The 22,449-nt window shown below is 47.0% G+C and carries 19 protein-coding genes; 4 read left to right on the forward strand and 15 right to left on the reverse strand.

Translation table 11 applies throughout. The features are described 5' to 3' along the window. Nucleotides 1–33 precede the first annotated feature (33 nt). A complete protein-coding gene (locus tag GXP69_RS02965) occupies nucleotides 34–429 on the reverse strand; it encodes a hypothetical protein (RefSeq protein ID WP_163912182.1) in 396 nt (131 codons plus the stop codon). Next, on the reverse strand, nucleotides 429–2,621 hold the full coding sequence (locus tag GXP69_RS02970) for a T9SS type A sorting domain-containing protein (RefSeq protein WP_163912184.1): 2,193 nt from the start codon (nucleotides 2,619–2,621) through the stop codon (nucleotides 429–431). Before GXP69_RS02970 ends, GXP69_RS02965 begins: the two co-directional genes overlap by 1 nt. A gap of 131 nt (nucleotides 2,622–2,752) precedes the next feature. On the opposite strand from GXP69_RS02970, the gene GXP69_RS02975 reads away from it, so the two are divergent. Both GXP69_RS02975 and GXP69_RS02980 read left to right on the forward strand, forming a co-directional pair. Next, on the forward strand, nucleotides 2,753–4,039 hold the full coding sequence (locus tag GXP69_RS02975; RefSeq protein ID WP_163912186.1) for a UDP-N-acetylmuramoyl-tripeptide--D-alanyl-D-alanine ligase: 1,287 nt from the start codon (nucleotides 2,753–2,755) through the stop codon (nucleotides 4,037–4,039). 49 nt (nucleotides 4,040–4,088) lie between these two features. Then, nucleotides 4,089–4,595, forward strand: a complete 507-nt coding sequence (locus GXP69_RS02980) for a hypothetical protein (protein WP_163912188.1) — start codon at nucleotides 4,089–4,091, stop codon at nucleotides 4,593–4,595. A 68-nt stretch (nucleotides 4,596–4,663) separates the two neighbouring features. On the opposite strand, the gene rfbC is transcribed toward GXP69_RS02980, so the two are convergent. Next, nucleotides 4,664–5,206, reverse strand: a complete 543-nt coding sequence (gene rfbC, locus GXP69_RS02985; protein WP_163912189.1) for a dTDP-4-dehydrorhamnose 3,5-epimerase — start codon at nucleotides 5,204–5,206, stop codon at nucleotides 4,664–4,666. Between the two features lie 12 nt (nucleotides 5,207–5,218). After that, on the reverse strand, nucleotides 5,219–6,337 hold the full coding sequence (locus GXP69_RS02990) for a glycosyltransferase family 4 protein (RefSeq protein WP_163912192.1): 1,119 nt from the start codon (nucleotides 6,335–6,337) through the stop codon (nucleotides 5,219–5,221). 135 nt (nucleotides 6,338–6,472) lie between these two features. Here GXP69_RS02990 and GXP69_RS02995 point away from each other — a divergent pair, with 135 nt between their 5' ends. Both GXP69_RS02995 and hflX read left to right on the forward strand, forming a co-directional pair. Then, nucleotides 6,473–7,165, forward strand: coding sequence for a c-type cytochrome (locus tag GXP69_RS02995; protein WP_163912194.1), 693 nt, complete (start codon nucleotides 6,473–6,475; stop codon nucleotides 7,163–7,165). 3 nt (nucleotides 7,166–7,168) lie between these two features. After that, nucleotides 7,169–8,356: a GTPase HflX gene (hflX, locus tag GXP69_RS03000; RefSeq protein WP_163912197.1), complete on the forward strand. Its 1,188-nt coding sequence runs from the start codon at nucleotides 7,169–7,171 to the stop codon at nucleotides 8,354–8,356. 69 nt (nucleotides 8,357–8,425) lie between these two features. Here hflX and phoU read toward each other — a convergent pair whose 3' ends face one another. From phoU to GXP69_RS03050, 11 genes are all read right to left on the reverse strand, one after another. After that, entirely contained in the window at nucleotides 8,426–9,127 is a 702-nt protein-coding gene (phoU, locus tag GXP69_RS03005; protein WP_163912200.1) for a phosphate signaling complex protein PhoU, read from the reverse strand. 58 nt (nucleotides 9,128–9,185) lie between these two features. Further along, nucleotides 9,186–9,950 carry a phosphate ABC transporter ATP-binding protein PstB gene (gene pstB / locus GXP69_RS03010; RefSeq protein ID WP_163912203.1) on the reverse strand — a complete coding sequence of 255 codons (765 nt, stop codon included), beginning with the start codon at nucleotides 9,948–9,950 and terminating at the stop codon, nucleotides 9,186–9,188. 9 nt (nucleotides 9,951–9,959) lie between these two features. After that, nucleotides 9,960–10,817, reverse strand: coding sequence for a phosphate ABC transporter permease PstA (gene pstA / locus GXP69_RS03015; RefSeq protein WP_163912206.1), 858 nt, complete (start codon nucleotides 10,815–10,817; stop codon nucleotides 9,960–9,962). Then, complete coding sequence (pstC, locus tag GXP69_RS03020; RefSeq protein WP_163912209.1) at nucleotides 10,810–11,685, reverse strand: phosphate ABC transporter permease subunit PstC; 876 nt, start codon at nucleotides 11,683–11,685, stop codon at nucleotides 10,810–10,812. The genes pstA and pstC overlap by 8 nt, the downstream gene beginning before the upstream one ends. A 14-nt stretch (nucleotides 11,686–11,699) precedes the next feature. Further along, nucleotides 11,700–12,716, reverse strand: a complete 1,017-nt coding sequence (locus GXP69_RS03025) for a PstS family phosphate ABC transporter substrate-binding protein (RefSeq protein ID WP_163912212.1) — start codon at nucleotides 12,714–12,716, stop codon at nucleotides 11,700–11,702. 177 nt (nucleotides 12,717–12,893) lie between these two features. Beyond that, nucleotides 12,894–14,084, reverse strand: coding sequence for a porin (locus GXP69_RS03030; protein ID WP_317164556.1), 1,191 nt, complete (start codon nucleotides 14,082–14,084; stop codon nucleotides 12,894–12,896). Between the two features lie 151 nt (nucleotides 14,085–14,235). Beyond that, nucleotides 14,236–15,513, reverse strand: a complete 1,278-nt coding sequence (locus tag GXP69_RS03035) for a porin (RefSeq protein WP_163912215.1) — start codon at nucleotides 15,511–15,513, stop codon at nucleotides 14,236–14,238. 311 nt (nucleotides 15,514–15,824) lie between these two features. Then, nucleotides 15,825–16,958, reverse strand: coding sequence for a hypothetical protein (locus GXP69_RS03040; RefSeq protein ID WP_163912217.1), 1,134 nt, complete (start codon nucleotides 16,956–16,958; stop codon nucleotides 15,825–15,827). A 71-nt stretch (nucleotides 16,959–17,029) separates the two neighbouring features. Continuing rightward, nucleotides 17,030–19,756: a TonB-dependent receptor gene (locus GXP69_RS03045; protein ID WP_163912220.1), complete on the reverse strand. Its 2,727-nt coding sequence runs from the start codon at nucleotides 19,754–19,756 to the stop codon at nucleotides 17,030–17,032. 403 nt (nucleotides 19,757–20,159) lie between these two features. Beyond that, a complete protein-coding gene (locus GXP69_RS18935) occupies nucleotides 20,160–20,318 on the reverse strand; it encodes a hypothetical protein (RefSeq protein ID WP_204281886.1) in 159 nt (52 codons plus the stop codon). A gap of 1,001 nt (nucleotides 20,319–21,319) precedes the next feature. Then, a complete protein-coding gene (locus GXP69_RS03050) occupies nucleotides 21,320–22,312 on the reverse strand; it encodes an AAA family ATPase (RefSeq protein WP_163912223.1) in 993 nt (330 codons plus the stop codon). Nucleotides 22,313–22,449: the final 137 nt, after the last annotated feature.

The following is a 22,449-nucleotide window of genomic DNA, read 5'->3' on the forward strand; positions in this document are numbered from 1 at the left end:
CTAATCTGAAAGAGCGATAGCCGAAATGCTATGCTAACTATAGAACTGCCCTACTACCTGTAACAATTCCACATCATCCTGCATCATTTTTAGCTGCAATTCCTGGCGTGCCTGTACCATGCGCTGTAGCCGGTGATGGCTATTTCTAAAAAGAATAAGCTGCTTTTTTTCACTTTCCAGCATTGGCTCAAGTAAAGAGAATATACTTCCGAATCCGGCATCTGGGGTGGTACTATCGATACAAACTATAGTTTGCGAAGCCTCTTTAAGCAATTGCCTGGCATAGTGTAGTACTAACTGATCAGATCTGGAATCGAGGTCGAGCACAGCCACGTCAGGTAGTTGCTGTTTTACCTGGTCAAGTACAGGGTTGCTGTAGGCTATAGTTTCACCTTTACTCAGCAAACGGATGTATAACAGCGCTTTCATTACTGGACCACAAATCTGGCAGTTTTATACTGGCCCTGGCGCGTAACAGCTTTCAGGAAGTACATGCCTGCTTTCAGGTTATGAACGGGCACGTTGTTGTGCTGCTTATAGTTGCTACCGCTGTCGAGTACCCGCTTGCCAATGGCATCATAAACTACGAAGGTTACCGGAACCGAGGCCTGTACGCGTACAGCATTGGCCTTATTTACCAGGTTCGGGTAAACAGCTATAGTTAAGTCTGTACCAGGAGCTTCGGGGCTGGGCTGGTAGCCGGATGTCTGCTGCATAAGGTATAGGCCACCACCCTGCGTACCGGCAACGAGGTATAGTTTGCCTGGTCCGCCCAGTGCTGCGGCAGTAATGCTTCCGCGCTTACCTAATTTGGTTGGCTGCAATGCATCAGTTAAAGGGTTTTCCAGTAGCTCGGTTTCAGCCTTAAAAGTTTGGTTCAGGATGGCATTCAGATTGCGGTATACGCTTATTGTTCCGCTTTCGTCTATAGTTAGCAAATCTGTATTTCCGTCTCCGTCTATATCTATAGTTGCAGGGTACAGATTACGCTGCTCAAAACTGAAACTGATACCGCCCAGGTTGGTCTTTGTTAACGAAAAAGCAGGGTTTTCATTGGACCCGGTATTGGTAAAGAGCTGTAGCTCACCACTTGCTTTGCCCAGGATCATGTCCTGGTCTCCATCCTTGTCGGCATCAAAAAAAGCAGGTACATCGCCATTGCCAGCCGTATGTAGCACTATTTGCTCAACCCAGCTATAGTTAGGGCCTGGCAGGTAAACAATACGGGTGCTGTTGCCTTGTATGCGGGTGTAAGTCAGCACCAGGTCGAGTTGCTCATCTCCGTTAAGGTCGGCAAAAAGGGGTTTGATATTGCGTAACTGTTGGCTGGCAAGGTTCAGGTAATTATCGGTAACAAGCGTAAAAGCGGGCTCGGTTGTAGTGCCGGTATTTTCGAAATGGCTTATAGTTGCTACATACTGGCCGTTACGGAATGCTCCGCTGTTGCCAACTAACATATCCAGGTCGCCATCGCCATCCAGGTCTGCAAAAGCCGGGTAAGCGCCTTCGCCAAAGTCCAGCATCTGGTTTTGCAGAAAATCATCCTGCGCAAACTCAAAATCCGGTTTATTGACCAGGCCTTTGTTTTGGTATAGCCATACAGAGCGTTGTAGTTCCGGCTTTGCTTCCTCGGTATTGGCCAGGTTAGGGGCTACCAGCAGATCCGGAATGCCGTCAAAAGTTACATCCTCGTAATAGGCTGCCGGAAACCTGCTAAAGCTGGCCTGCTTTGTGTTTGCCGGGAAATTTATAGTTAGCTCATCCATCAGGGCCTCCCGATTTGTGCCTTTGTTTTCCATTAGCACCAGATCGTTGCATTGCACGCCACCAGTCAGCAGGTCCTGATCACCGTCGCCATCTACATCCAGAAGCAGCAGCGAGCTACCGGTGTGGCCGCTGTGTAAAGGGCTAGCCATACGGCACGCTGCCCCGAAAACATAGTTGTTGCAGCCATCGCACTCGGTTATGCCGCCCCACCATATCGAGTTGCGCACAAAGCTGAGAGAATTGCAGTCGAGGTTGTTTTCTGCACGCATGTTCTGGTAATATTCCAGCCGCTCGCCGTGCGAGAACTCAGATACCAGTATATCCAGGTCGCCGTCGCCATCCATATCGGCTATGGCTGGTACATCAACAGACAAGAGTTGCAGGTTCACCCCGCGGTCGTATAGGATGGCCTCTTCGGCAACTATAAACCGTGGCAGGTTATTAGCTCCTTTCTCTTGCCTGTAAACTTTTATTCCAAGTGGGGTGCTGGTAAAAATATCTTTCAGGCCATCGCAGTTATAGTCGCGCAGGAGCACCCAGGCGTTTAAGTCGGTCGGGAAGAGAGCCTCGTACTCGGGAGCATATTTGTAGTGCCAGCTTCCGTTCTGGCGTACTGCCAGCCAGGTAAATACCTTATGCTGCATCCGGTCGTAGGCAAAAAGGTCGGGCTGGTTATCGAAGTTCAGGTCTATAGTTGAGAACTGTGGTGTATTGAGTCCGCCGCTCCAGGGCTGTGGCAGTGTACCCTGCGCGGTTTTTACCGGTACATCGTGGCGGAGCACAAACTGCAGCGGCTCCTGGGCCAGCACAGCAGTAGCGGTAAAGAACAGAAGCAGGGTAAATATCTTTTTCATAGGAGATCGGGGAGCAAAATGTACTGTGGTGCCTTTTCAGTTTTGAATGTATATTGCAACCTCTATGGCAGCTATAGTTTAACGCAGCGGGCCGCTTTTACAGCATTTATACTATAAATTTAACTATTTACATGCAGATCAGCATCGAATTTCTGTATCAAAAATACCTGGAATGCCGCCATGTAAGCACCGACTCACGTGCCGAGCAGGATCAAAGCCTGTTTTTTGCGCTGAACGGACCGAACTTCAAAGGGGCAAAGTTTGCTACCACGGCACTGGAGAAAGGCGCCAAGTATGCTGTAGTAGATGATCCAGCCATGGCGGCCGATAATGTTTTTGTGGTAGAAGATACCCTGCAAACGCTGCAGGACCTGGCGCGCCATCATCGCAGAACACTGAGCATACCGGTAATAGGAATAACCGGAAGCAACGGGAAAACCACTACCAAAGAGCTGATCTACACAGTACTGAGCCAGAAGTTTAATACGCTGTACACGCAAGGCAACCTGAACAACCACATCGGCGTGCCACTGACACTGCTACGCATCAAACCGGAGCACGAAATGGCTATTATCGAGATGGGCGCCAACCATATCGGCGAAATTGAATTGCTTTGTACGATTGCCCTGCCAACACATGGTATGATCACGAACATAGGGAAGGCGCACCTGGAAGGTTTTGGAAGCTTAGAGGGGGTAGCGCGCGGCAAAAGCGAACTATACGTGCACCTCGACAAAACTGCAGGCACCGTGTTTGTAAATACCGGCAACGACCACTTGATGCGCATGAGCCGCCGCATCGCCGACAAAATAACTTACCCAGCCACTGAAGATTTTTACCACAGCGAACTGCTGGAAGCATCGCCATACGTGGTGTATAAAGACGAAGAAGACAACGTGGTGCATACCCAACTGGTAGGGAGCTATAACTATGAAAACATGGCTGCAGCTGCCTGCATTGGCAAATACTTCGGGGTGCCGCTTAGCAAAGCCAACGAAGCTATCGCCAACTATAGCCCGGTAAATAACCGCTCGCAGGTACTGCAAAAAGGCAGTAATACCATTATTCTGGATGCTTACAACGCCAATCCGACTTCTATGGCCGCCGCTATCCGCAACTTTGGTAGCATGAACGCGCCGCGCAAAGTAGTTATACTGGGCGATATGTTTGAGATGGGCAACGAAAGTATAACTGAACACACTGCCCTGGGAACTATAGCCGCCGAACAGCCTTTCGATATGGTGCTGCTATGCGGAAAAGACATGCAATACGCTGCCAAAGCTAACCCCTATTTCAAACATTTCGAAACGAAGCAGGAGCTACAAAACTGGCTGCAGCAAAACACCATTTCAGAAAGCTACATCCTTATAAAAGGCTCGCGTGGTATGGGGCTGGAGACGTTGGTGGAGTTGCTATAGTTTTGAATGAGTGATTGAGTAAATAGATGAATAGCTAAAACTAAAAATCATGAATATCAAGCTCATTAATTTTAAGTTTATAGCTATTCACGTACTTGCATCACTCCTTATGATACTTGCTGCTCGAGAACTTTATCTATTCTATAAGGCTCACTTTATTGAAGCAGCTTATTTATATAGCAATCAAACAGACAAATTTTTTGAACACATCGCTGCGCATGAAGGGAATAGCAATGATCCACAAGTAATATTCAATTACTTTTATGGCCGTTTCTTTTCAGGCTTAGGAGGTCTGCTTTTATCAACGTCTCTCTCTTGGTGGCTATCTAGAAAATCAGGAGTTCATAGCGCAAATATATTTCTAGTAGGTTTGCTGGGATTTAGCTTACTTTTTTTCATTCAAAGGGCCCGTTTTGACTTGCATCAGATCATAAATTATTTCTTCGATACATATCGTGCTATTGGAGTCAGGCCTGTACTTTTGGTTCACGCAATTTTACTTACTTTGCTTAGCTCTCTTATCTTCTTTTACAAAAACCAGAAGCCACTAGCGTAAACAACTATAAACAGAAAAGCCAGCAATTTATAGTTGCTGGCTTTTCTATTTCTGAAGGGCTTTAGTAATTAAAACGGCGACTCAAAGTTTCTTAACAGCGGCAGCACTTCATCCTTAGTCGATACAAGCGGATTTTCAATTCCCCAATCTATGCCTAATTCCGGGTCATTCCACAGCAGGCCGCCTTCTGCGGTTGGCTGGTAAAAATCGGTGCATTTGTACAGAAAAGTGGTGTTATCTTCCAGTGCTACGAAGCCGTGGGCAAAACCTTCAGGTACATAAAATACATTCTGCTTTTCGGCATCCAGTATGCAGGTAATGTGCTTACCGTAGGTCAGGGAGTTCTTACGCAGATCAACGGCTACATCCAGGGCGCGACCCGAAGAGACCCGCACCAGTTTGCCTTGTGCATAAGGCGGCTTCTGGAAGTGCAGTCCCCGCAATACACCTTTTTTAGAAACCGACTGGTTATCCTGTACAAAGTTTGGCGCTATTTTCAGTGGCTCGAACCATTTCATGCTGAAGGTCTCCAGAAAATAACCTCTGTCATCGCGAAACACACGTGGCTGAAACTCAATCAGGCCTTCAATCTCAAATGTTTTAAAATCCATTTATACTATAGTTTATGCTATCTTCTGCTCTGTAACTTCGGCAATGGCGTGCAGGTAGCGCTGTATTACAAAGTTTACATCATACCGGGTTTCGGCAATGTGGCGGCTGGCTTTGCCCATTTCCTGTAACTGCTCCACGGGTAGTTGCAGCATCTGTTCCATCTTATCGACAAGGTCGGTGGCGTTACGCACGCGGCAGAGCAGGCCATTTATGTTTTGCTGCACTACTTCGCGGCAGCCAGGCACATTGGTCGCTATCAGTGGCTTGGCCATAGCAGCGGCTTCCAGCAAGGTGCGGGGCGTGCCCTCCCGGTACGATGGCAAAACCACACAATCGGCCTGCGCAATTATAGTTGCCACATCGTCGGTGGTGCCCAGGTATTCCACTGCGCCCGCAGCAAGCCATTCATCCAGCACGGTTTGCTTTATCCCGAAGCGGCTTCGCTCATCTACCTGGCCAATCAGCTGGCATTTTATCGTTGGATGCTTCGATTTAAGCAGGCGACAGGCTTCCATATATTCAGCCACGCCCTTTTCATACAACACCCGCGCTATCATCAAGAATGTAAATGGGGCGGCAGAATCTGGTTTAGGCTGTGGCATAAAGGCCTGTAGGTCGATGCCAGAGCCAGGCAGTACTTCGGTTATAGCTACCTTTACTATGTTGTGCCGCAGGAAAAGCCGGCGGTCATCCTGGTTCTGGAAAAATACCTTCGCCGGATACTGAAATGCCTGCTTGTATAAGCGCAGTGCGATGTTAGAGATATAATCCTTTTTAATGAAAACCGTACCCAGGCCCGATACGTTGTTTATAGCCGGAATACCCGCCAGTCGGGCCGCGAGTGCACCATAAATATTAGGTTTTATGGTATAGTGCAGCACTACGTCTGGCTTGACGTGGGAATAGGCACGGAATAAGCGCCAGGTAAGCCACAGGTCTTTAAAGGGGTTGGTGCCTTTCTCCATTGTAACGGGCACAAACCGGCAACCAGCTGCTATCAGGCGTTGCGAGTAAGCATCAGGCGTTGCTATGGCTATTACTTCATGGCCTTCAGCAAGTAGGGCCTTTATCAGGCTCAGCCGGAAGTTAAAGATATTCCATGATGTGTTAATAACTATAGCTATGCGCATAAATGCATTAGTAGAGGCCTTGGGTGGTTGTCTGCGCTCCTAAACGTGGCAAGTTACCTAAAATAGCACTATCATCTGAAAAAATACCCTAAATTGCACACTTTCTTCCAAACCTTTTGGCTTTAAACCCGCTTTATGCCTATCACGTCTTTTTTGCATTCGCATGTACTGATAGTAGTTTTGTTTCTGCTGCTGTTTACCTATAAAGTAATATTGCTGCTGCTGAACAAGCAAGATGTGTTGACCCGAGTGCGAAACAAAACTAAAGTAGTGGAAATGGTGTTGGGCACACTTGTACTGGTTACAGGCGGATGGCTGTTTTTTAACTATACCGGGGCACCTGTCTGGCTGATCACGAAAATTGTACTGGTAAGCATTGCTGTGCCATTGGGTATAGTTGGCCTGAGGCGGAATAACAAGGTGTTGGCAGTGCTTGCCCTGCTTATTTTTGCATATGTGTATGGCGTAGCAGAATCTGATAGCCTGACCATGCAGCAAAATAATAACAGGAGCCTAACCAGTGTAGATACTCCTGAAACCGACGCTGCCGAAGCAGGCAGTACAAAGGAATATATTGTAGCGTCGATGAACAATACGGCTTTAGCCAATGCGAAAGAAATTTACGTAAACGAGTGTTCCAACTGCCACGGGCAAGATGGTACAAATGGCCTGAGCGGTGCACCAAACCTTACCCGGAGCCAGCTTAACCAGAACGACCGTGCACTGGTAATTGCCAACGGCCGCGGCATGATGCCTGGCTATGGGAGAAAACTAAGCGAACAGGAGATAGAAGAACTGGCCGCATACACCATGACGTTTAATGAATAATTAATGGGTAAAAAGAAATTTTACGAAACCGCTAAACCGCAGGAAACTGCCGTGCTGGTGGCCGTGCCTGGCTACCGCCAAACCGATGAACAGACAAAAGAGTACCTCGATGAGCTTGCTTTTTTAACAGAAACCGCCGGTGCCGAAACGATAAAGCGCTTCGTGCAGAAACTAGAGAAACCGGACCGCGCCACTTTTGTAGGGAGCGGAAAGCTGGAAGAAATAAAAGCTTTTGTAAAAGAGCATAACGTGGATATGGTTATCTTCGACGATGACCTTAGCCCGTCGCAGGTACGTAATATTGAGAACGAACTGCAGGTAAAAATCGTGGACCGAAGCCTGCTTATTCTGGATATTTTCGCGCTTCGTGCCAAAACTGCCCAGGCACATGCCCAGGTCGAGATGGCTCAGTACCAGTACCTGCTTCCCCGCCTTACCAATCTCTGGACCCACTTATCAAAACAAAAAGGTGGTATTGGTATGAAAGGCCCTGGTGAAACGGAAATTGAAACCGACCGCCGTATTGTGCGTGATAAAATTTCCTTGCTGCGTGAACGTTTGAAGAAGTTTGAGAAGCAGAACTTTGAGCAGCGCAAGGCCCGTACGGGAATGGTGCGTGTAGCGCTGGTAGGATATACCAACGTAGGTAAATCCACGATCATGAACCTGCTTTCAAAGTCGGATGTGTTTGCTGAAAACAAGCTGTTTGCTACTGTTGATGCCACCGTTCGGAAAGTAGTGCTGGATAATATCCCGTTCCTGCTCTCTGATACAGTAGGGTTTATCCGTAAGCTGCCAACCAAGCTGATTGAAGCATTTAAATCTACCTTGGACGAGATCCGTGAAGCGGACCTGCTGGTGCATGTCGTAGATGTGTCGCATCCGTCGTTTGAAGAGCATATCGAAGTGGTAAACGATACATTGAAAGACATTAAAGCAGCAGACAAGCCTGTGTTGCTGGTATTTAATAAAGTAGATCTTTACCTGCAGAAACGCGAGCAGGAAATGCAGGAAGAAGGCCATGAAGTGTTGCCGGCCCTCGATGATTTGAAAGCTACGTACATGGCAAAGATACATGCACCGGCACTTTTCATCTCGGCAACCAACAAGCTGAATATCGATGATCTTCGGGAAGAGCTGCAGCGCCGTGTGGCCGAAATCCACTACCAGCGCTATCCGAATAACGTATAAAACTATAGTTATCAGAAACAGGAAGAGCTGCCTTTGCGGGCAGCTCTTCCTGTTTCTAAAGTTTGCAGCTTAAGCGTTTTCGCTATTATCGTTGCCGTTAGCTTTCTTCTTCTTTTTTGATTTGTGCTTCACCACTTTGGCATCGCGGTAGAAGATGATCTCTTCAGCAATGTTGGTAATCTGATCACCAACTCGTTCCACTTTTTTTATGATCGAAAGTAGGGCCAGGCACTCTTTAATAGACTCAGGGTAAATCTGCAGATAAGCGGCCACTACATCATCTGATTTGCGGTAGATCTTGTTTAGCATCTTATCTCGCTTGATGACGGTGCGGGCTAGTTCTGTGTTACTGGCTTTATAGGCTTTGCGGCAATCAGCAAACATGGCAATGGCCTCTGTAAACATTGCGTATGTGTTCGTTTTTTCGAGGAGTTCGGGTAAGAACGGGCGTTCCTGTTGCTGTACAAACATGGATATGCCTTCCGCTGTATCACCGATGCGCTCCAGGTTGGCGTTTATCTTGAGGGTAGCTAGTATCAGGCGCAGGTCTACGGCAACAGGCGTGTATAGAGCCAGCAGGTTTTCGCACATGCTGTCTATCTTCACGTCATAGTTATTCACTTTTCTGCCAAGCTTCACTACTTTAGCTGCCAGCTCATGGTCTGCCTTCAGCATGGCCTCATGGCCGCTTTGCAGCTGGTACTCTACCAGGTCCCACATGTCCATCAGCTTCGACTTTAGGCGCTCCAGTTCTAGATCTATATGGTTCATTATTTAACTTCTGTTTTAGATTTTAGCCTTTACTATACTTGCCAGAGAGAACAGGCTTTTACCCGAAGCGGCCTGTAATATAGTTCTGTGTGCGCTCGTGTTTAGGGCTGGTAAACATGATCTTGGTTTTAGAGAACTCCACCAGTTCGCCCATGTAGAAGAAAGCCGTTTGGTCGCTTACGCGTCCTGCCTGCTGCATGTTGTGCGTAACTATAACAATGGTATAGTCTTTCTTCAGTTCGTAAATAAGCTCCTCTATCTTGGCTGTGGAGATCGGGTCCAGGGCCGAGGTAGGTTCATCCATCAAGATAACCGAAGGCGAAATAGCCAGCGCACGGGCAATGCAAAGGCGCTGTTGCTGCCCGCCCGATAACGCGAGCGCCGACTTATCAAGCTTATCTTTTACTTCATCCCAAAGTGCGGTCTGGCGCAGCGAAGTTTCAGCAGTTTCGGCAAGTACACGCTTGTCTTTAATGCCCTGGATGCGCAATCCGTAAACCACGTTTTCGAATATAGTTTTCGGGAAAGGGTTCGGCTTCTGGAACACCATGCCCACTTCTTTGCGGAGCTCATCCACACGTACATCCTTGCCATAAATATCGCGGTTGTCCAGCAGAATCTCACCTTCTACTCTAAAACCGTCGATGTAATCGTTCATGCGGTTAAGAGTGCGCAGAAACGTAGACTTACCGCAGCCGGACGGACCAATGAAAGCTGTAACAGCCTTCTCCTCCATCGCAATGTTAATGTCTTTAAGGGCATGGAAGTTGCCATAGTATGCATTCAGGCTTTTGGCTTCCAGTTTATAGTTCTTCTTACTCATGAGTATAGTTTACCACTTAACTTTTTTCTGCCACTTGTTGCGCAAGTATACGGCAATACCGTTAAGCATAAAGGTAATAAAAAGTAATATGATTATAGCTGCAGCAGCATTGGTTGCAAAAGCAGCCTGCGGCCTCGATATCCAGTTAAAGATCTGGATTGGCAGTACGGTAAATTCATCCATCGGGGAGCTTGGAGCAAACGGCACATAAGCCAGTGCACCAATCACGATCAGTGGTGCAGCTTCGCCCACTGCTCTGGATAAAGCAAGGATAACACCCGTAAGGATACCGCCAAACGAAGCTGGCAGCACCTGATACCAGGTAGTTTGCCACTTAGATGCACCTAAAGCGTAAGAGGCATCACGTATACTGCGCGGTACGGCCTTTATAGATTCGCGGGTGGTAACAATAATGATCGGAAGCACCAGCAAAGCTAAGGTAAGCGAGCCGGCCAGCAAACTTCCGCCCAGTGCCATCATGCGGGCAAATATTTCCAGGCCAAGTAAGCCATAGATAATAGATGGTACTCCGGCCAGGTTAGAAATGTTAACCTCCAGAAACGAAGCCAACCTGTTCTTTTTGCCATACTCTTCCAGGTAAATGCCTGCCGAGATACCTAACGGAAATGCGATCAGCGACGATAGTACCAGTACCCAGAGTGTCCCGATCCAAGCGGTATAAATACCTGCCCTTTCTGCTCTGCGAGATGGCAGGTTGTTCAGGAAATTCCAGTCGATGCGGCCAAGTCCGTCTATCAGAATGTTGAGCAGGAAAATAGCCAGCACCACCAAACCGATCAGGGTGCAGAAGATGCCAAACCCCTGAAAGGCTTTGTCTTTTAATCTGTTTAGCTCCGAGTTAGTCATACTTTTCCTGATATTTCTTCCTGATCCAGAAGCTGATGTTGTTAAGCGTAAACGTAAATACAAACAGGGTTAAACCTGCTGCGAAAATAGTACGGTATTCCAGCGAGCCGTGCGGTACATCGCCTAAGCTTACTTGTACAATGTAAGTTGTTATCGTTTCGATGGGCACCAATGGGTTTGCTGTTAAGCGCGGCTGCTGGCCGGCGGCAATGGCAACCAGCATGGTTTCGCCAACTGCCCTGGAGATAGCCAGGATGATAGAGACCAGGATACCTGACGAAGCGGCCGGAACCAGCACCCCAAACGCCGTCTGAAACTTGGTCGCTCCCATGCCATAGGCCCCTTCTCGCAACGATTTTGGCACCGCACTAATAGCATCTTCGCTCAGCGATGAGATCATCGGAATGATCATAATACCCATTACCATACCTGCTGAAAGGGAGTTAAAACCAGCCAGGTTAGGGATGAAACTCTGCAGGAATGGCGTAACCACAGTAAGGGCGAAGAAGCCATAAACTACTGTTGGTATAGTTGCCAGTATCTCCAGCATCGGTTTTATAGTTGCCCGGAAGGCTGGTGGCGCATATGTGTTCAGATAAATAGCTATAGTTAACCCGATTGGTAATGCTACAGCTATAGCGATGGCCGTAGTTAACATGGTACCCGCAACCAGCGGCAGAATACCAAAGTGCTTATCGGCAAAAAGGGGTGTCCACTGTGTATCTGTTAAAAAATCAACTATAGATACCTCTTCAAAAAAAGTAAGCGACTCGGATAATAGCACCCAAATAATCCCGACCGTAACCAGAATAGTTATTACAGCTGACAGCCATAACAACCCTTCAATTATTTTTTCCTGTACTCTCACGGTGTTTGTTTATGTTATTGAGCAATTTTTGTGGTATCGGTGTTACCGCCTGTAGTGGCACTAATGGTGTGTTTTGCCACAAACTGCTTAAATTTCTCGTGCTCATGCTTATACTTTTCATCTGGTAGCGGAATAAAGCCAACCTCACGACTCAGCGGCCCTGCGTTCTCAAAGTAAAAATCCATGAACCTGACAACCTGCGGCTTTTTTATAGCTTTGGAGCTTACATACAAAAACAAGGCGCGCGAAAGCGGCGCATAGCTGCCATCTTTTATAGATTCCAGAGATGGCAGAATAGGGCCTTTGCCATTACTCTCGTCTTCGTCGTCAACAGGTATGGCTTTCAGTTGCGCCTTGTTTTCTTCGTAGTATGCATACCCGAAAAAGCCCAGTGCATTAATATCTCCTGACACGCCTTGTACCAGAACGTTATCGTCTTCGCTGGCTGTAAAGTCGCCGCGGCTGGCATGGCTCTTGCCAACTATAGCTTCGGTAAAGTAGTCGTAAGTTCCTGATTCAACACCAGCGCCATATAAATTTATTGGGCGGTTAGGCCATTCGGGACGCACCTGGTTCCAGCGGGTAATTTTATTTTGTGCGGCAGGTTCCCATAGCATTTTAAGTTCTGCTACGGTTATATCTTTGGCCCAGGTGTTTTTCGGATTTACAACTATAGTTAACCCATCATACGCTACTGAGAGCTCGATATAGTCTATCCCGTTTTCATGGGCTGCTTCCGCCTCGCCTTCTTTTATAGAGCGGGATGCATTGCTGATATCTATCTCGCCGCGCGAGAACTTCTTAAAACCACCACCTGAGCCGGACACACCTATAGTTGTGCGCACATTAGGGGCAACATACCGGTACTCTTCGGCTACCGCTTCGGTTATGGGATAGACAGTAGAAGAACCATCAATGGAAATATCGCCTTCCAACGTAAAGTCTGCATTTTCGTCGTACGTAGGGCCACAGGCTGTGGCAACCAGCGCAAGCAGCACCATGCAAACTTTTATAGGCTTAATATGCAGCATAAGCAGCAGTTTTAATCGGTTTTGTACGCGTATTAAATACTAATGCTATAGTAGTTACCGAGTATTACGGCAACTATAGTTTAGCGGTACAAAATGACGGAGAAAAATGCTGTTTCGGAAGTTTTGGTTGTTATGATATTGTTAAGCAATGTTAAGTTATTGTTAAGTGCTCCGAGGCTACAGGGCAAGCTCCAGCTGAAGCCTGAACACGTAGGCCTCGCGCGTGCCATCAAAATCCCGTAGCGTAGCATCGCCCTGCACCTTTAAACTATGGCCTACAATATATTTTGATAAGCCAAGCGTGTATTGGTCTTCCGGTGTGATCTGAGTCTCAGCATCGGGATTAAAAGTGGTGTAACGTCCGGCCAGTTCCCAATTGCTTGGGAATAGGTAGCCTGCCTGCAGGTTAAATGCATTGCCGGTTACAAAGGTCTCTTCCACACCGCCGGTATCGTTTACCAAAACTACAGGGCTGCGTGGAGCACGTTTATCAGCGTATTCTGCCATTGCTGAAAAGCCTCTGTATTTAAACATAGCATCTACAAATAAGGTGTGCAGGTTACGTTTCTGGCTGAGGAAATCGCCTAACTGGCCCTGCTCGCGGGTAGCGCCGTGGTTAAAATCGTATGCTGCTGCAAGGGCCAGCTTGGGTGTCTTTTCGCGGGCCAGGTCGCTACCTACATAATCGCCGTCATCTTCAAAAGCACCAAACGGCAGTACCTCAAAACGACCTGTATAATTATATCCCCCTGCGTTGTTCACGGTAATATCACGGCCTTCGCCCATGCTCATCGAAACTGTTTCGCGGAACACCATTCGGCCTGCTTCATGCTCATGATGCAACTGCAGACCGGCATCGCGGTCTATATTAAAGCGAGAATTAAGCAGGCTGCGGTCAACAAACTGCATTTTCTGCGATGAGACGATACGCTCGCGGTTGCCTGGCAGTTTGGTCTGTCCTACCCATAAACTAAAGTTGGGTGCAAAATTCCATTTGGCAACCGCATCCAGTATCATGTTATCGGCATTATTCGTCTGCTCGGGTATGTCGCTGCCAATGTCGCTGTTGCTCAGGCCAAGTTCTATCTTATAGGTTAGTTTCGGATTATAGGCGAACCCTTCAAATTTCAGGCGTGCCCTCCTGATCAGAAAGCGGTCGTCCCAGTTTTTGGTAACCGGATTGTTGCCTCCCTGGTACAGCAGCTGGAAGCGTGTACCTAGCTTAAGACTAAAGGACGAGTCGGCGGCAACAAACTGCAACCCTTTGCCAAATTTAGACTGATGTATAGTTTGTGCTTGCGCTTCAGATGTGGCCAAGAGCGCGAGGCTGCCTGCCAGTAAGAGGATACACTTTAAATTAAACTTCACTATAAGTTAGTTTGAAATGAAAACAGGTTCAGATACGCAGATTTTCAGGAATGTTATGTTTTGCCGAACTATAGCATTCCCACAGAGGCTTCGGTGTCTTAAAAAAATATGCCTGTCACCTATCGTCAGGTAACAGGCATACTATACTTGATTAAAAACTGAACTGTGCCTGTAGTCTCAGGCGGTTGCCGTGCTGCCTGTTGTTCAGGTTTGCGGCGTTGCTTGAAGTTCTGTCGCCTATACTATAGTCAGCAGTAAGCTCCAGGTTTTTTATCACCTGCCACTCAACACCAAGTTCGGTTTCGAAAACTGTATAGCTGGTGGCATCGCGCTCATGCTTTTTACCACCGTCGTAGTACTGAACCTTCACAAATGGTATCAGCACCTGCTCGTCCAACTCTATTCTGTACATAGTTTGAGCGTAGCCACCGTGCAGGTCTTTTACTTTTATAGTTGATGTGGCCGGATCAAACTCAGGGCCGCGGCCTATATTATATTCTGCCTGAAAACCCAGTGGCTGCGGGTATACAACTATAGTTGCTGCAATACGCTCATCTATAAAACCATCTTTAGCCTGGCTGGCATTGGGTATAGTTACACCAGCAGAAAGCTGGTCAGGGGTAACAGTGTACTTTCCGGTATAAGCCTGTAAGCCCGGCTCAATAATCTGTTTGCTGCCCACCTGCAATGGATAAGACACGCGGGCCACCACATGCTGCGAGTTATTAGCCTCTGGTTTGTTAGCAGTTTGCCCGTTAAAGATACCAAGCCCGAAAACGCCGTAGTCGCCGGAGCCTTTTAAACCTTCGTCAGTCAGCATTTTAAAACGCTCTCTGATTTTTTCAGGCGCCCAGTAAAAGAAAATACCCAGGTCACGCTCGTTCGCGATGCCGCTGTTCAGGGCATCGTTACGGTCTAAGGTTAAGCGGGTGCTGCTCGATTGCAGGTTCTCGAAACCATACGGTATTTTACTTTGCCCAATTCTGAAACGGAATTCTTTTTGTTTATCTATGGCTACGTCAAAATAGGCATCGCGCAGCTGCAAAAAGTTCAAAGCGCTGGAAGATGCCGACGATGCCAAATCGGGTTGTATATAAAATGAGATGCGATCGGTAATGTTGCCGCTAAAAACAAGTCGGGCCCGACGGATAAACAAACCACCATTTTCACCTAATGATCTGTCGCACTGGTCGCATTTCAGCTGGTCGTTTGTCTCGAACAGGCGGTTGTACCTTACCTGTGCGTATCCGCGGATAGAAATAATATCATACCAGGACTTTTTCTTAGTTTTTTCGGCTGCCGGTGTTTGCGTTGCTGCCACTATAGTTTGTGTGGAGTCTATAGTTTGCGCCTGTGCCTGGTTAGTTAAACTATAGCCAAAAGCTGCTCCTATAGTTAAGGCTACAGCAAGTAGGTTTTTAAAAATCATTTTTGGTGAGATTAAGTTACTAGCTGCTTCGTCTTTTTCTGTTGCTTAGTCAAGGCATAACAGAAAAACAGCTCCCCGAAACATAAAAACCTTCAACACAAAAAGTTAAAGAGTTGTGTTGCTTCAGGATGTGCAAAATTCGAATGTTAATGTTACTTGTTTGTTAGCTCAAAGTTAAGTTAATATTACCAATACTGGGCACTGGGTGCCACCTCAGCTGAGAGGTATAAACCTGGCTTATACCCTTAAGCACAAAAAAGGCTGCCACAAAGATATCTTTGTAGCAGCCCCAATATAGTTGTCAATTCTGTCTAGAATCTGTAATCGGTCCAGCTAAATACTGAAGTGTTCGCGCCGGTGTTCGCACTGTTAGCTTTAATGTTAGCGTTGTCAGGGTTTTTAACTACCTGGCCTTTAACTGTTACACCAGTATGATGATACTCGATAACGGTGTTCGCATTTCCATTGCCTTTTCCGTCAGTCAGGTCGATCAGGTCTGCTACAGAACCGCCTTTAACCAGGAGGTTGGTGATATTGGCTTTAGCGCCTCTGCGTACTTTTACAGCATCCTGCATCTCGAAAGTAGACTCGTTCACGATCGTGATGTTTTTGAAGGTGAAGTTAGACTGGTTCACATCGCCCGGAGTGTTGCCATCCAGGTTTCCATCCAGCTCAGCACCTCTTGGGTCAGACTCCGTACTGGTATAGCCAGCTTTCCAAACGCCATAAGCGTTGTCCAGCGTGCCCGACCAGCCCTGTGTTACGTCGAACATATCGTCATCAGAGTCTACCACCAGCAGGTTCTTCACGTTTACGGAACCGCCAAAAAACTCAATAGCGTCGTCAGCACCGTATGGTATGTAAACGTTCTCGATTTTTGTGCCGCTACCCACGCCATTTAGCGTTAAGCCATTGTGTTCAATATCAGCCGAGGATTTTGCGCCCGTATACTCCAGGATAAGGTATTCGATTGAGCCTGAGTTGTCGCTGTTATTGTCGCCACCATAAATAACAGCCGGGTTAATTTCGGTGGTGCTGGTGGTAACTTTGCCAGCCGGGCCGGAAAGCCTTGCCTTACCGTTAATGATCAAACCACCCCAGTCGCCCTGAGAAGGGTTAGCCGCTGCAGATGTTATTTTTACTGGTTTATCGGCTGTACCATTAACAAAGATTTGCCCTCCTTGCTCAACAAGAATGTATTTGTTAAATCCTTTTTCAGCTTTAATAACCGTACCTGCCGGGATCCGGAGCTTACCGCCGTTAACCACTAGCAACGGGCCAGTTAATTTGTACTCTACTTTTGGATCAAGGGTCACATCAGCAGAAATGTCACCGCTCAACTCACTGTTGATGCCAGCCTTAGGTTCCGGGGTTGTACCTTCATCATCTTTGCAAGAGAATAATCCCAGCGGAAGCAGCAGCAGGTAAAGGAATGTCTTTTTCATTTTTTCTTAATTGTTTATGCGAATTTAGAATTGGAAGATTAACTGAGTATGAAGGGAGTTTTATCTAATTGTTAAAACTGGTAGGTCATACCAAAGTCGAATTGAACCCCTCTTTTATAGCTGCCGATGGTAACGCTTTGCCCTTTTGTATCTGAGCCGGCACCTTCTCTGGTAAGCTTATAGGCAGGGTTTAAGAGGTTTTTAGCTTTTAAACTGAGTTTAAGATGTTCGTTAAGGCCCACTGCGGTAACAAAGTCCAGGGTGGTGATGCTTTCCTCAATCAGGTTGTTGTAGCCACGTGTACCAATGGTGTGCACTTTGTCGCTCAGGTAGTTTAAAACCAGTGCTGACGTGACGTCTACATTTCTGTCGGTTACCAGGTTGTAGGTCAGGTCTGCATTGAGTATGTAAGGTGTGGCGCCCTCCAAAGTAGAAGAGGTGTTTTGCACAAAGAAGTCTGGTAAATTTACATTCGTGTGGATGTAGGACGCATTCAGACCACCATTCAGGCGATGTTTCTCGGCAAGGTTTAGCAGCGATTTTCTTACTTCTACCTCTATACCGGCGGCTACTGCATGATCCGAAATATTGTCGTAGGTTGCTAAGCCTGCTGAGTTACCCTGGTCTACCCGTGCAATTGGTTTGAGGATGTGTTTGTAAAAAGCATTTACCGATATCTGCTCACTTGCTGAAGGGTAATAATCCCATTTCAGGTCGAAGTTGTAATTGGTCGACGGTTTCAGATTTGGGTTACCATTTTCAGGGCCAAAGATCCCCTGGTAAGTGAAGGGCGATACCTCTTTATCCTGAGGCAGGGTATAGGTTCGGCTGATGCCCGTTCTGATATGGTTTTTATCGTCGAGCTCGTATTTGGCATTGAAGCTGGGCGACAGAAAGAGCTCATCTATAGTGTTAGACCCCTGATCAGCGCCGCGGTTAACATTATAGTTAATCTTCATGTTAATATCATCTGCCCGTAAGCCTGCATTTAAAGTAAGCCTTTCTCCAACTTTATGTACCAGGTCGGCATAGGCACCATGGTTATTCCATTCCACATCGTACGTGTCGTTGAAGTGCTCAATTTTGAAATTGCCATTATCTAAACTCTCCTGGTTAAAGTATGGGTCGAGGCGGATATCATCTAATCTGAAAGTAGGGAGCGTGCCCTGCCCACCAGACCAGATCAGGTTGTAGATCGGGGCTGAGAAGGTTTTGTTACTTACCTTGCCACTATAGCCGACTTCGATGTAGGATAATTTATCCGGGTCCGTTGAAAGCGCGTATTGCAGGTTAACTTTAGGGATAACAGCTGTTTCTGTTATGCTACTGTTGAAGCGCTGGTTTCTGCCTTCTCCCATACCAAGCTCCACCATACCATTTCCGATGGATGGCAGCATAAAAGTTCTGCGGTCAGGCTCCTGGCCAAACACATGGTTTACTGCAGCCCCTATGTTGTATTTTATTCTGTCAGATAAGTTTCCGCTCCAGATAAGCTGGTTAATGAAAACCGAGTTGTCGTTGATTTGCAGGCGCCTGGTATGACCTTCTGAATTAAAATCCTCTGCTTTCTGGAATTTCTCTGTTTCCCTGCCATAGAAACTATAAGCGGCAGCCGTGGCTGTATGCAGATACAGCGAATTGAAATTCAGTTTACTGTTATTCAGATCGAACTCCAGGTTACCCGCCAGCATGTGAGAGGCACTGCGCATAGACTGCTGATAGTTAAAATCTTTAAAAGGATTCTCTGGGTTGGTAGCTGTAATTAAACGGGATACACCTTCCTGGTAATGGTACTTATTATCCATAGAGCCCATTACAAAAAAGCGGTGTTTGTCCAGGAACCGGCTGCCCCCCGAGAAGGAAATGCCGCTGTTGAGAAGAGGTTTTTTTTGTATCGGGTCAAGCGATGTGTTGAAGGAGTGATTGGTTACAAACTCCTGGCCGTTCCTGTTCTTCGGACCTTGTGATGCGGTGGCATAGCCAAGTTTATTCATGCCATCGGGAAGGTAAAAATTTCTGCCTGGCACCTGGCTGTTTACTCCGGTTGAGATTCCGATCTGAAAAGCATTGTCGTCAACAAGTTCTTTCGAATTAATATTGATTAAAGCGCCTCCCACATCCCCATGCATCGAGGCGGAGAAAACTTTGTTCAGGTCAACTGATTTTATCATGTCGCTCGTAAAAAAGTCGAGCGAGATATTCTTGAACTGAGGGTCTTCAGAGGGAATGGCAAACCCGTTCAGGGTGGTCGTGTTATAGCGGTCGCCCAACCCGCGGACGAACACGTTTTTTACACCAGCTTGCTTCGAAATACCTGAGATCTTGGCAACTGCGCCTTCAGCATCGCTGACGCCTTTACGGGAGAGTTCCTGTGCACCGATTGCCTGTGTTGCTATGACTGATTTTTTCTGATCTAAAAAGAGAATTTGCTCTGTTTCCCTGTTTCCTTTAGCGGTTACAACTATCTCTGATAGCTGCGAGGCACTTTGTTCCATCGTAACATTTACGATGGCTGCTTTGCCTGACGAAACAGTTATGCCGGTAATTATCTTTGGCGTGTACGAAAGACTGTTTATCTCTAAGGTATAGGTCCCTTCTTTTACATTGTTGATACGGAAATTCCCTGAAACATCAGAAGGTGCTCCGAGGCCGGCTCCCTGCACCTTTATGATTGCGCCGATGATCTCTTCGTTGGTATCAGCGTCTTTCACGATACCCTGTATACTGCCAGTTTGGGCTTGCAATCCTATAAAGGAGGTAAACAGGAAAAATAGAACTGTGGTGAGAATTTGTCGCATAACTAGTTATAGTCTTTTTTGATGCGACAAAGGTAGACGGGCTATATTATCTCATTATTAATAGGAAGTTAAGTTTGCATTAACGTGCAGGATGTTGGATTAAATAGTTGATTAACAAACGAATGTGTGGTTTTTGGTGTGTGGGCGTACCGGGTTGGTTTAGAAAAGCTGGAATTACTGATTGATAAAATAGGGAAGAGTATATGCTTTTAACATATAAATAACCTTTCATTAATCTGCAGCTAATATTGTAGTTCTAGTTTTGTTCCATCAATCCTGCCCTCAAAAACTGGTTGCACATGTATGGGTGAGAAACATCGTGGCAACCATCCGCAGCCGGATTAGTCTCCCGCGCTGCTCGAAACCCGCTGTATCCCGGCGGGTTTCATTTTTATAGTTATAGTTAGAAGTCTGTTACCGGAGCACCGTCGTTGCAGGACCGAATGGCAAAAATGGCAACTATCACTATAAGCACAAGCACCAGGCAGCCAAAACCCATTCCGCAGCCACCTTTGCCGCCTGTACGTCCGCTGCCACTGGCCCCGAGTAGCTTACTAAGCATATAAAACTTGAAAAATTTCCCGAGCATGTTTCTTTCTTTTCGATTTAAGAGTTAGTTAGTACGGATAGAGGAGCGTTGGGATGTGGGCAGTGGTTAAGGGGGATTTTTCTGATCCTCAGGATTTGAGGTTTGGCTATAGTTTGGAAGCTATAGTTTCACCCTTTCCCAACCTTCCCCTGTTGTCGAGGGCCCCTACCCCAAAACAGGGGAAGGAGATTGGCTATCGTTCTAAGTTACTGATTTAACACCCCTATAGTCCCCTCAAGGGGACAATTTCAGCAATAGCTATAGTTTAGATTCCTGTTTTATAGGTGTGGTTAGTCATCCCCCTGCCCCCTTCAAAGGGGGAATTTTCTGCAATTGCTATAGTAGTTTGAGCTGTAGTTTTATAGTTGGCATTCTAACCCACCCCTACCCCTCCCAAGAGGGGAATTTTGGCTATAGTTACAATTGCGCTATCGTGCTATAGTTACTAACCACGAGCAGGCAGGCGCAGCCTGCCGTTCGAAACTATAACCACGATAAAGCGACAGAACTATAGCTCATCAAACTATAAGAACTATAGCTATCGAAAGATCTCAGTCTTTGGGTTGAGCGCCTTTGCCTTGTTGCGGTGCCGGTAGGCAACCCGACGCAGGAGGGTAGCAAGAAGGCAGCAGCGCGATGCCCGAAGACGGGGCCTCGCGGCCGTGAGCGCACCAAGGCAACTATAAAACTATAGGCTGGTAGAGCTCCCAGGATAAGTGGTGGCTATAGCACGAACTGCTTGTGTCAAGGTGCAACTATAGTCAACTATAGCACAAACTGCTTACCAACTATAGCAAACGCTTAACGCAATCTTGTCCTTACAGCCCAGTTGAGTCAGGAGACTCAACCAACCCTATAGTTAGACACGAGCGAGGACGCTCACGCCAGCAAAAGGTGGCAAAAGGAAACTATAGGGCATATAAGATCCCTCGGCTAACGCTCGGGATGACAATGGAGAAACTATACTCTTGTTTTTAACTGATAGGAACCTTACGGAGGATCGCTTCTATAAAATCCTTGGTCTTGATGCCATCGGCTTCCGCTTCATAATTGAGGATGATACGGTGGTTCATCACATCGTGCGCTACTTCCTTGATATCCTCAGGCAGTACATAATCGCGTTCGTCGAAATAGGCAAGGGCACGGGCGGCACGGTTTAAGGCAATGCTGGCGCGCGGCGACACACCGAACTGAATGTAAGGCGCAAACTCATTCAGGTCGTATTCGGCAGGGCGGCGGGTGGCGAAAACCAACTCAATAATGTAGCGCTCCAGTGTTTCGGAGAGCTGCACCTGGTTTATCTCGTTCCGGATGTGGAAGATGTCCTCTTTGGAAAGAATCGTATTAATGGTATCGTTGAACGACATGTTAGCCATACGGCGCATGATCTCCAGTTCATCCGACTTTTTAGGGTAGTCGATGTACACCTTCATCATGAAACGGTCTACCTGGGCTTCCGGGAGCGGGTAGGTTCCTTCGTGTTCTACCGGGTTCTGTGTAGCCAGTACCAGGAAGGGTAGGTCCAGCTTATAAGTGGTTTCGCCTATAGTTACCTGTTTTTCCTGCATCGCCTCCAGCAGCGCCGACTGCACTTTGGCCGGTGAGCGGTTCACTTCGTCGGCAAGTATCAGGTTGGCGAAGATTGGACCTTTCTTCACCTCAAACATAGAGGCATTCTGGTTGTAGATCATCGTCCCGATCAGGTCGGATGGCAGCAGGTCCGGAGTGAACTGGATGCGCTGGAAATCTAAACGCAAGGCCTTGGAAAGCGAGTTAATGGTAAGTGTTTTTGCCAGGCCTGGTACACCCTCCAGCAGAATATGTCCGCCGGTAAACAAACCGATCAGCAGGCGGTTAACCATGTATTGCTGGCCTACAACTACTTTCCCTACTTCACTGAAAACCTGCTTTATTTTCTGCTGATTCGCCTTCACGCGGTCCAGGTATACAATATCTTCTGCTGGCATAAAACTCATAGGATCTGAAAAAACGTTTCCAATATAGCTATATTACGCCACTTCTGCTACGCTATTGTGCCAAAGCAGGCACGGCAGAACAATAAAACTATAGTTATGGTATAGAAATCAACTATAGTTTATACTTG

The organism is Pontibacter burrus, assembly GCF_010686685.1.
Lineage (GTDB): Bacteria > Bacteroidota > Bacteroidia > Cytophagales > Hymenobacteraceae > Pontibacter > Pontibacter burrus.

Bases quoted from the DNA above. Each gene is read 5' to 3' on its own strand.
- GXP69_RS02975 (WP_163912186.1), top strand. From the start codon at position 2,753: ATGCAGATCAGCATCGAATTTCTGTATCAAAAATACCTGGAATGCCGC.
- GXP69_RS03045 (WP_163912220.1), bottom strand. From the start codon at position 19,756: ATGCGACAAATTCTCACCACAGTTCTATTTTTCCTGTTTACCTCCTTT.
- rfbC (WP_163912189.1), bottom strand. From the start codon at position 5,206: ATGGATTTTAAAACATTTGAGATTGAAGGCCTGATTGAGTTTCAGCCA.
- GXP69_RS02995 (WP_163912194.1), top strand. From the start codon at position 6,473: ATGCCTATCACGTCTTTTTTGCATTCGCATGTACTGATAGTAGTTTTG.
- phoU (WP_163912200.1), bottom strand. From the start codon at position 9,127: ATGAACCATATAGATCTAGAACTGGAGCGCCTAAAGTCGAAGCTGATG.
- GXP69_RS02990 (WP_163912192.1), bottom strand. From the start codon at position 6,337: ATGCGCATAGCTATAGTTATTAACACATCATGGAATATCTTTAACTTC.
- hflX (WP_163912197.1), top strand. From the start codon at position 7,169: ATGGGTAAAAAGAAATTTTACGAAACCGCTAAACCGCAGGAAACTGCC.
- GXP69_RS18935 (WP_204281886.1), bottom strand. From the start codon at position 20,318: ATGCTTAGTAAGCTACTCGGGGCCAGTGGCAGCGGACGTACAGGCGGC.
- GXP69_RS03040 (WP_163912217.1), bottom strand. From the start codon at position 16,958: ATGAAAAAGACATTCCTTTACCTGCTGCTGCTTCCGCTGGGATTATTC.
- GXP69_RS03050 (WP_163912223.1), bottom strand. From the start codon at position 22,312: ATGCCAGCAGAAGATATTGTATACCTGGACCGCGTGAAGGCGAATCAG.
- pstB (WP_163912203.1), bottom strand. From the start codon at position 9,950: ATGAGTAAGAAGAACTATAAACTGGAAGCCAAAAGCCTGAATGCATAC.
- GXP69_RS03035 (WP_163912215.1), bottom strand. From the start codon at position 15,513: ATGATTTTTAAAAACCTACTTGCTGTAGCCTTAACTATAGGAGCAGCT.
- GXP69_RS02970 (WP_163912184.1), bottom strand. From the start codon at position 2,621: ATGAAAAAGATATTTACCCTGCTTCTGTTCTTTACCGCTACTGCTGTG.
- GXP69_RS02980 (WP_163912188.1), top strand. From the start codon at position 4,089: ATGAATATCAAGCTCATTAATTTTAAGTTTATAGCTATTCACGTACTT.
- GXP69_RS02965 (WP_163912182.1), bottom strand. From the start codon at position 429: ATGAAAGCGCTGTTATACATCCGTTTGCTGAGTAAAGGTGAAACTATA.
- GXP69_RS03025 (WP_163912212.1), bottom strand. From the start codon at position 12,716: ATGCTGCATATTAAGCCTATAAAAGTTTGCATGGTGCTGCTTGCGCTG.
- pstA (WP_163912206.1), bottom strand. From the start codon at position 10,817: ATGACTAACTCGGAGCTAAACAGATTAAAAGACAAAGCCTTTCAGGGG.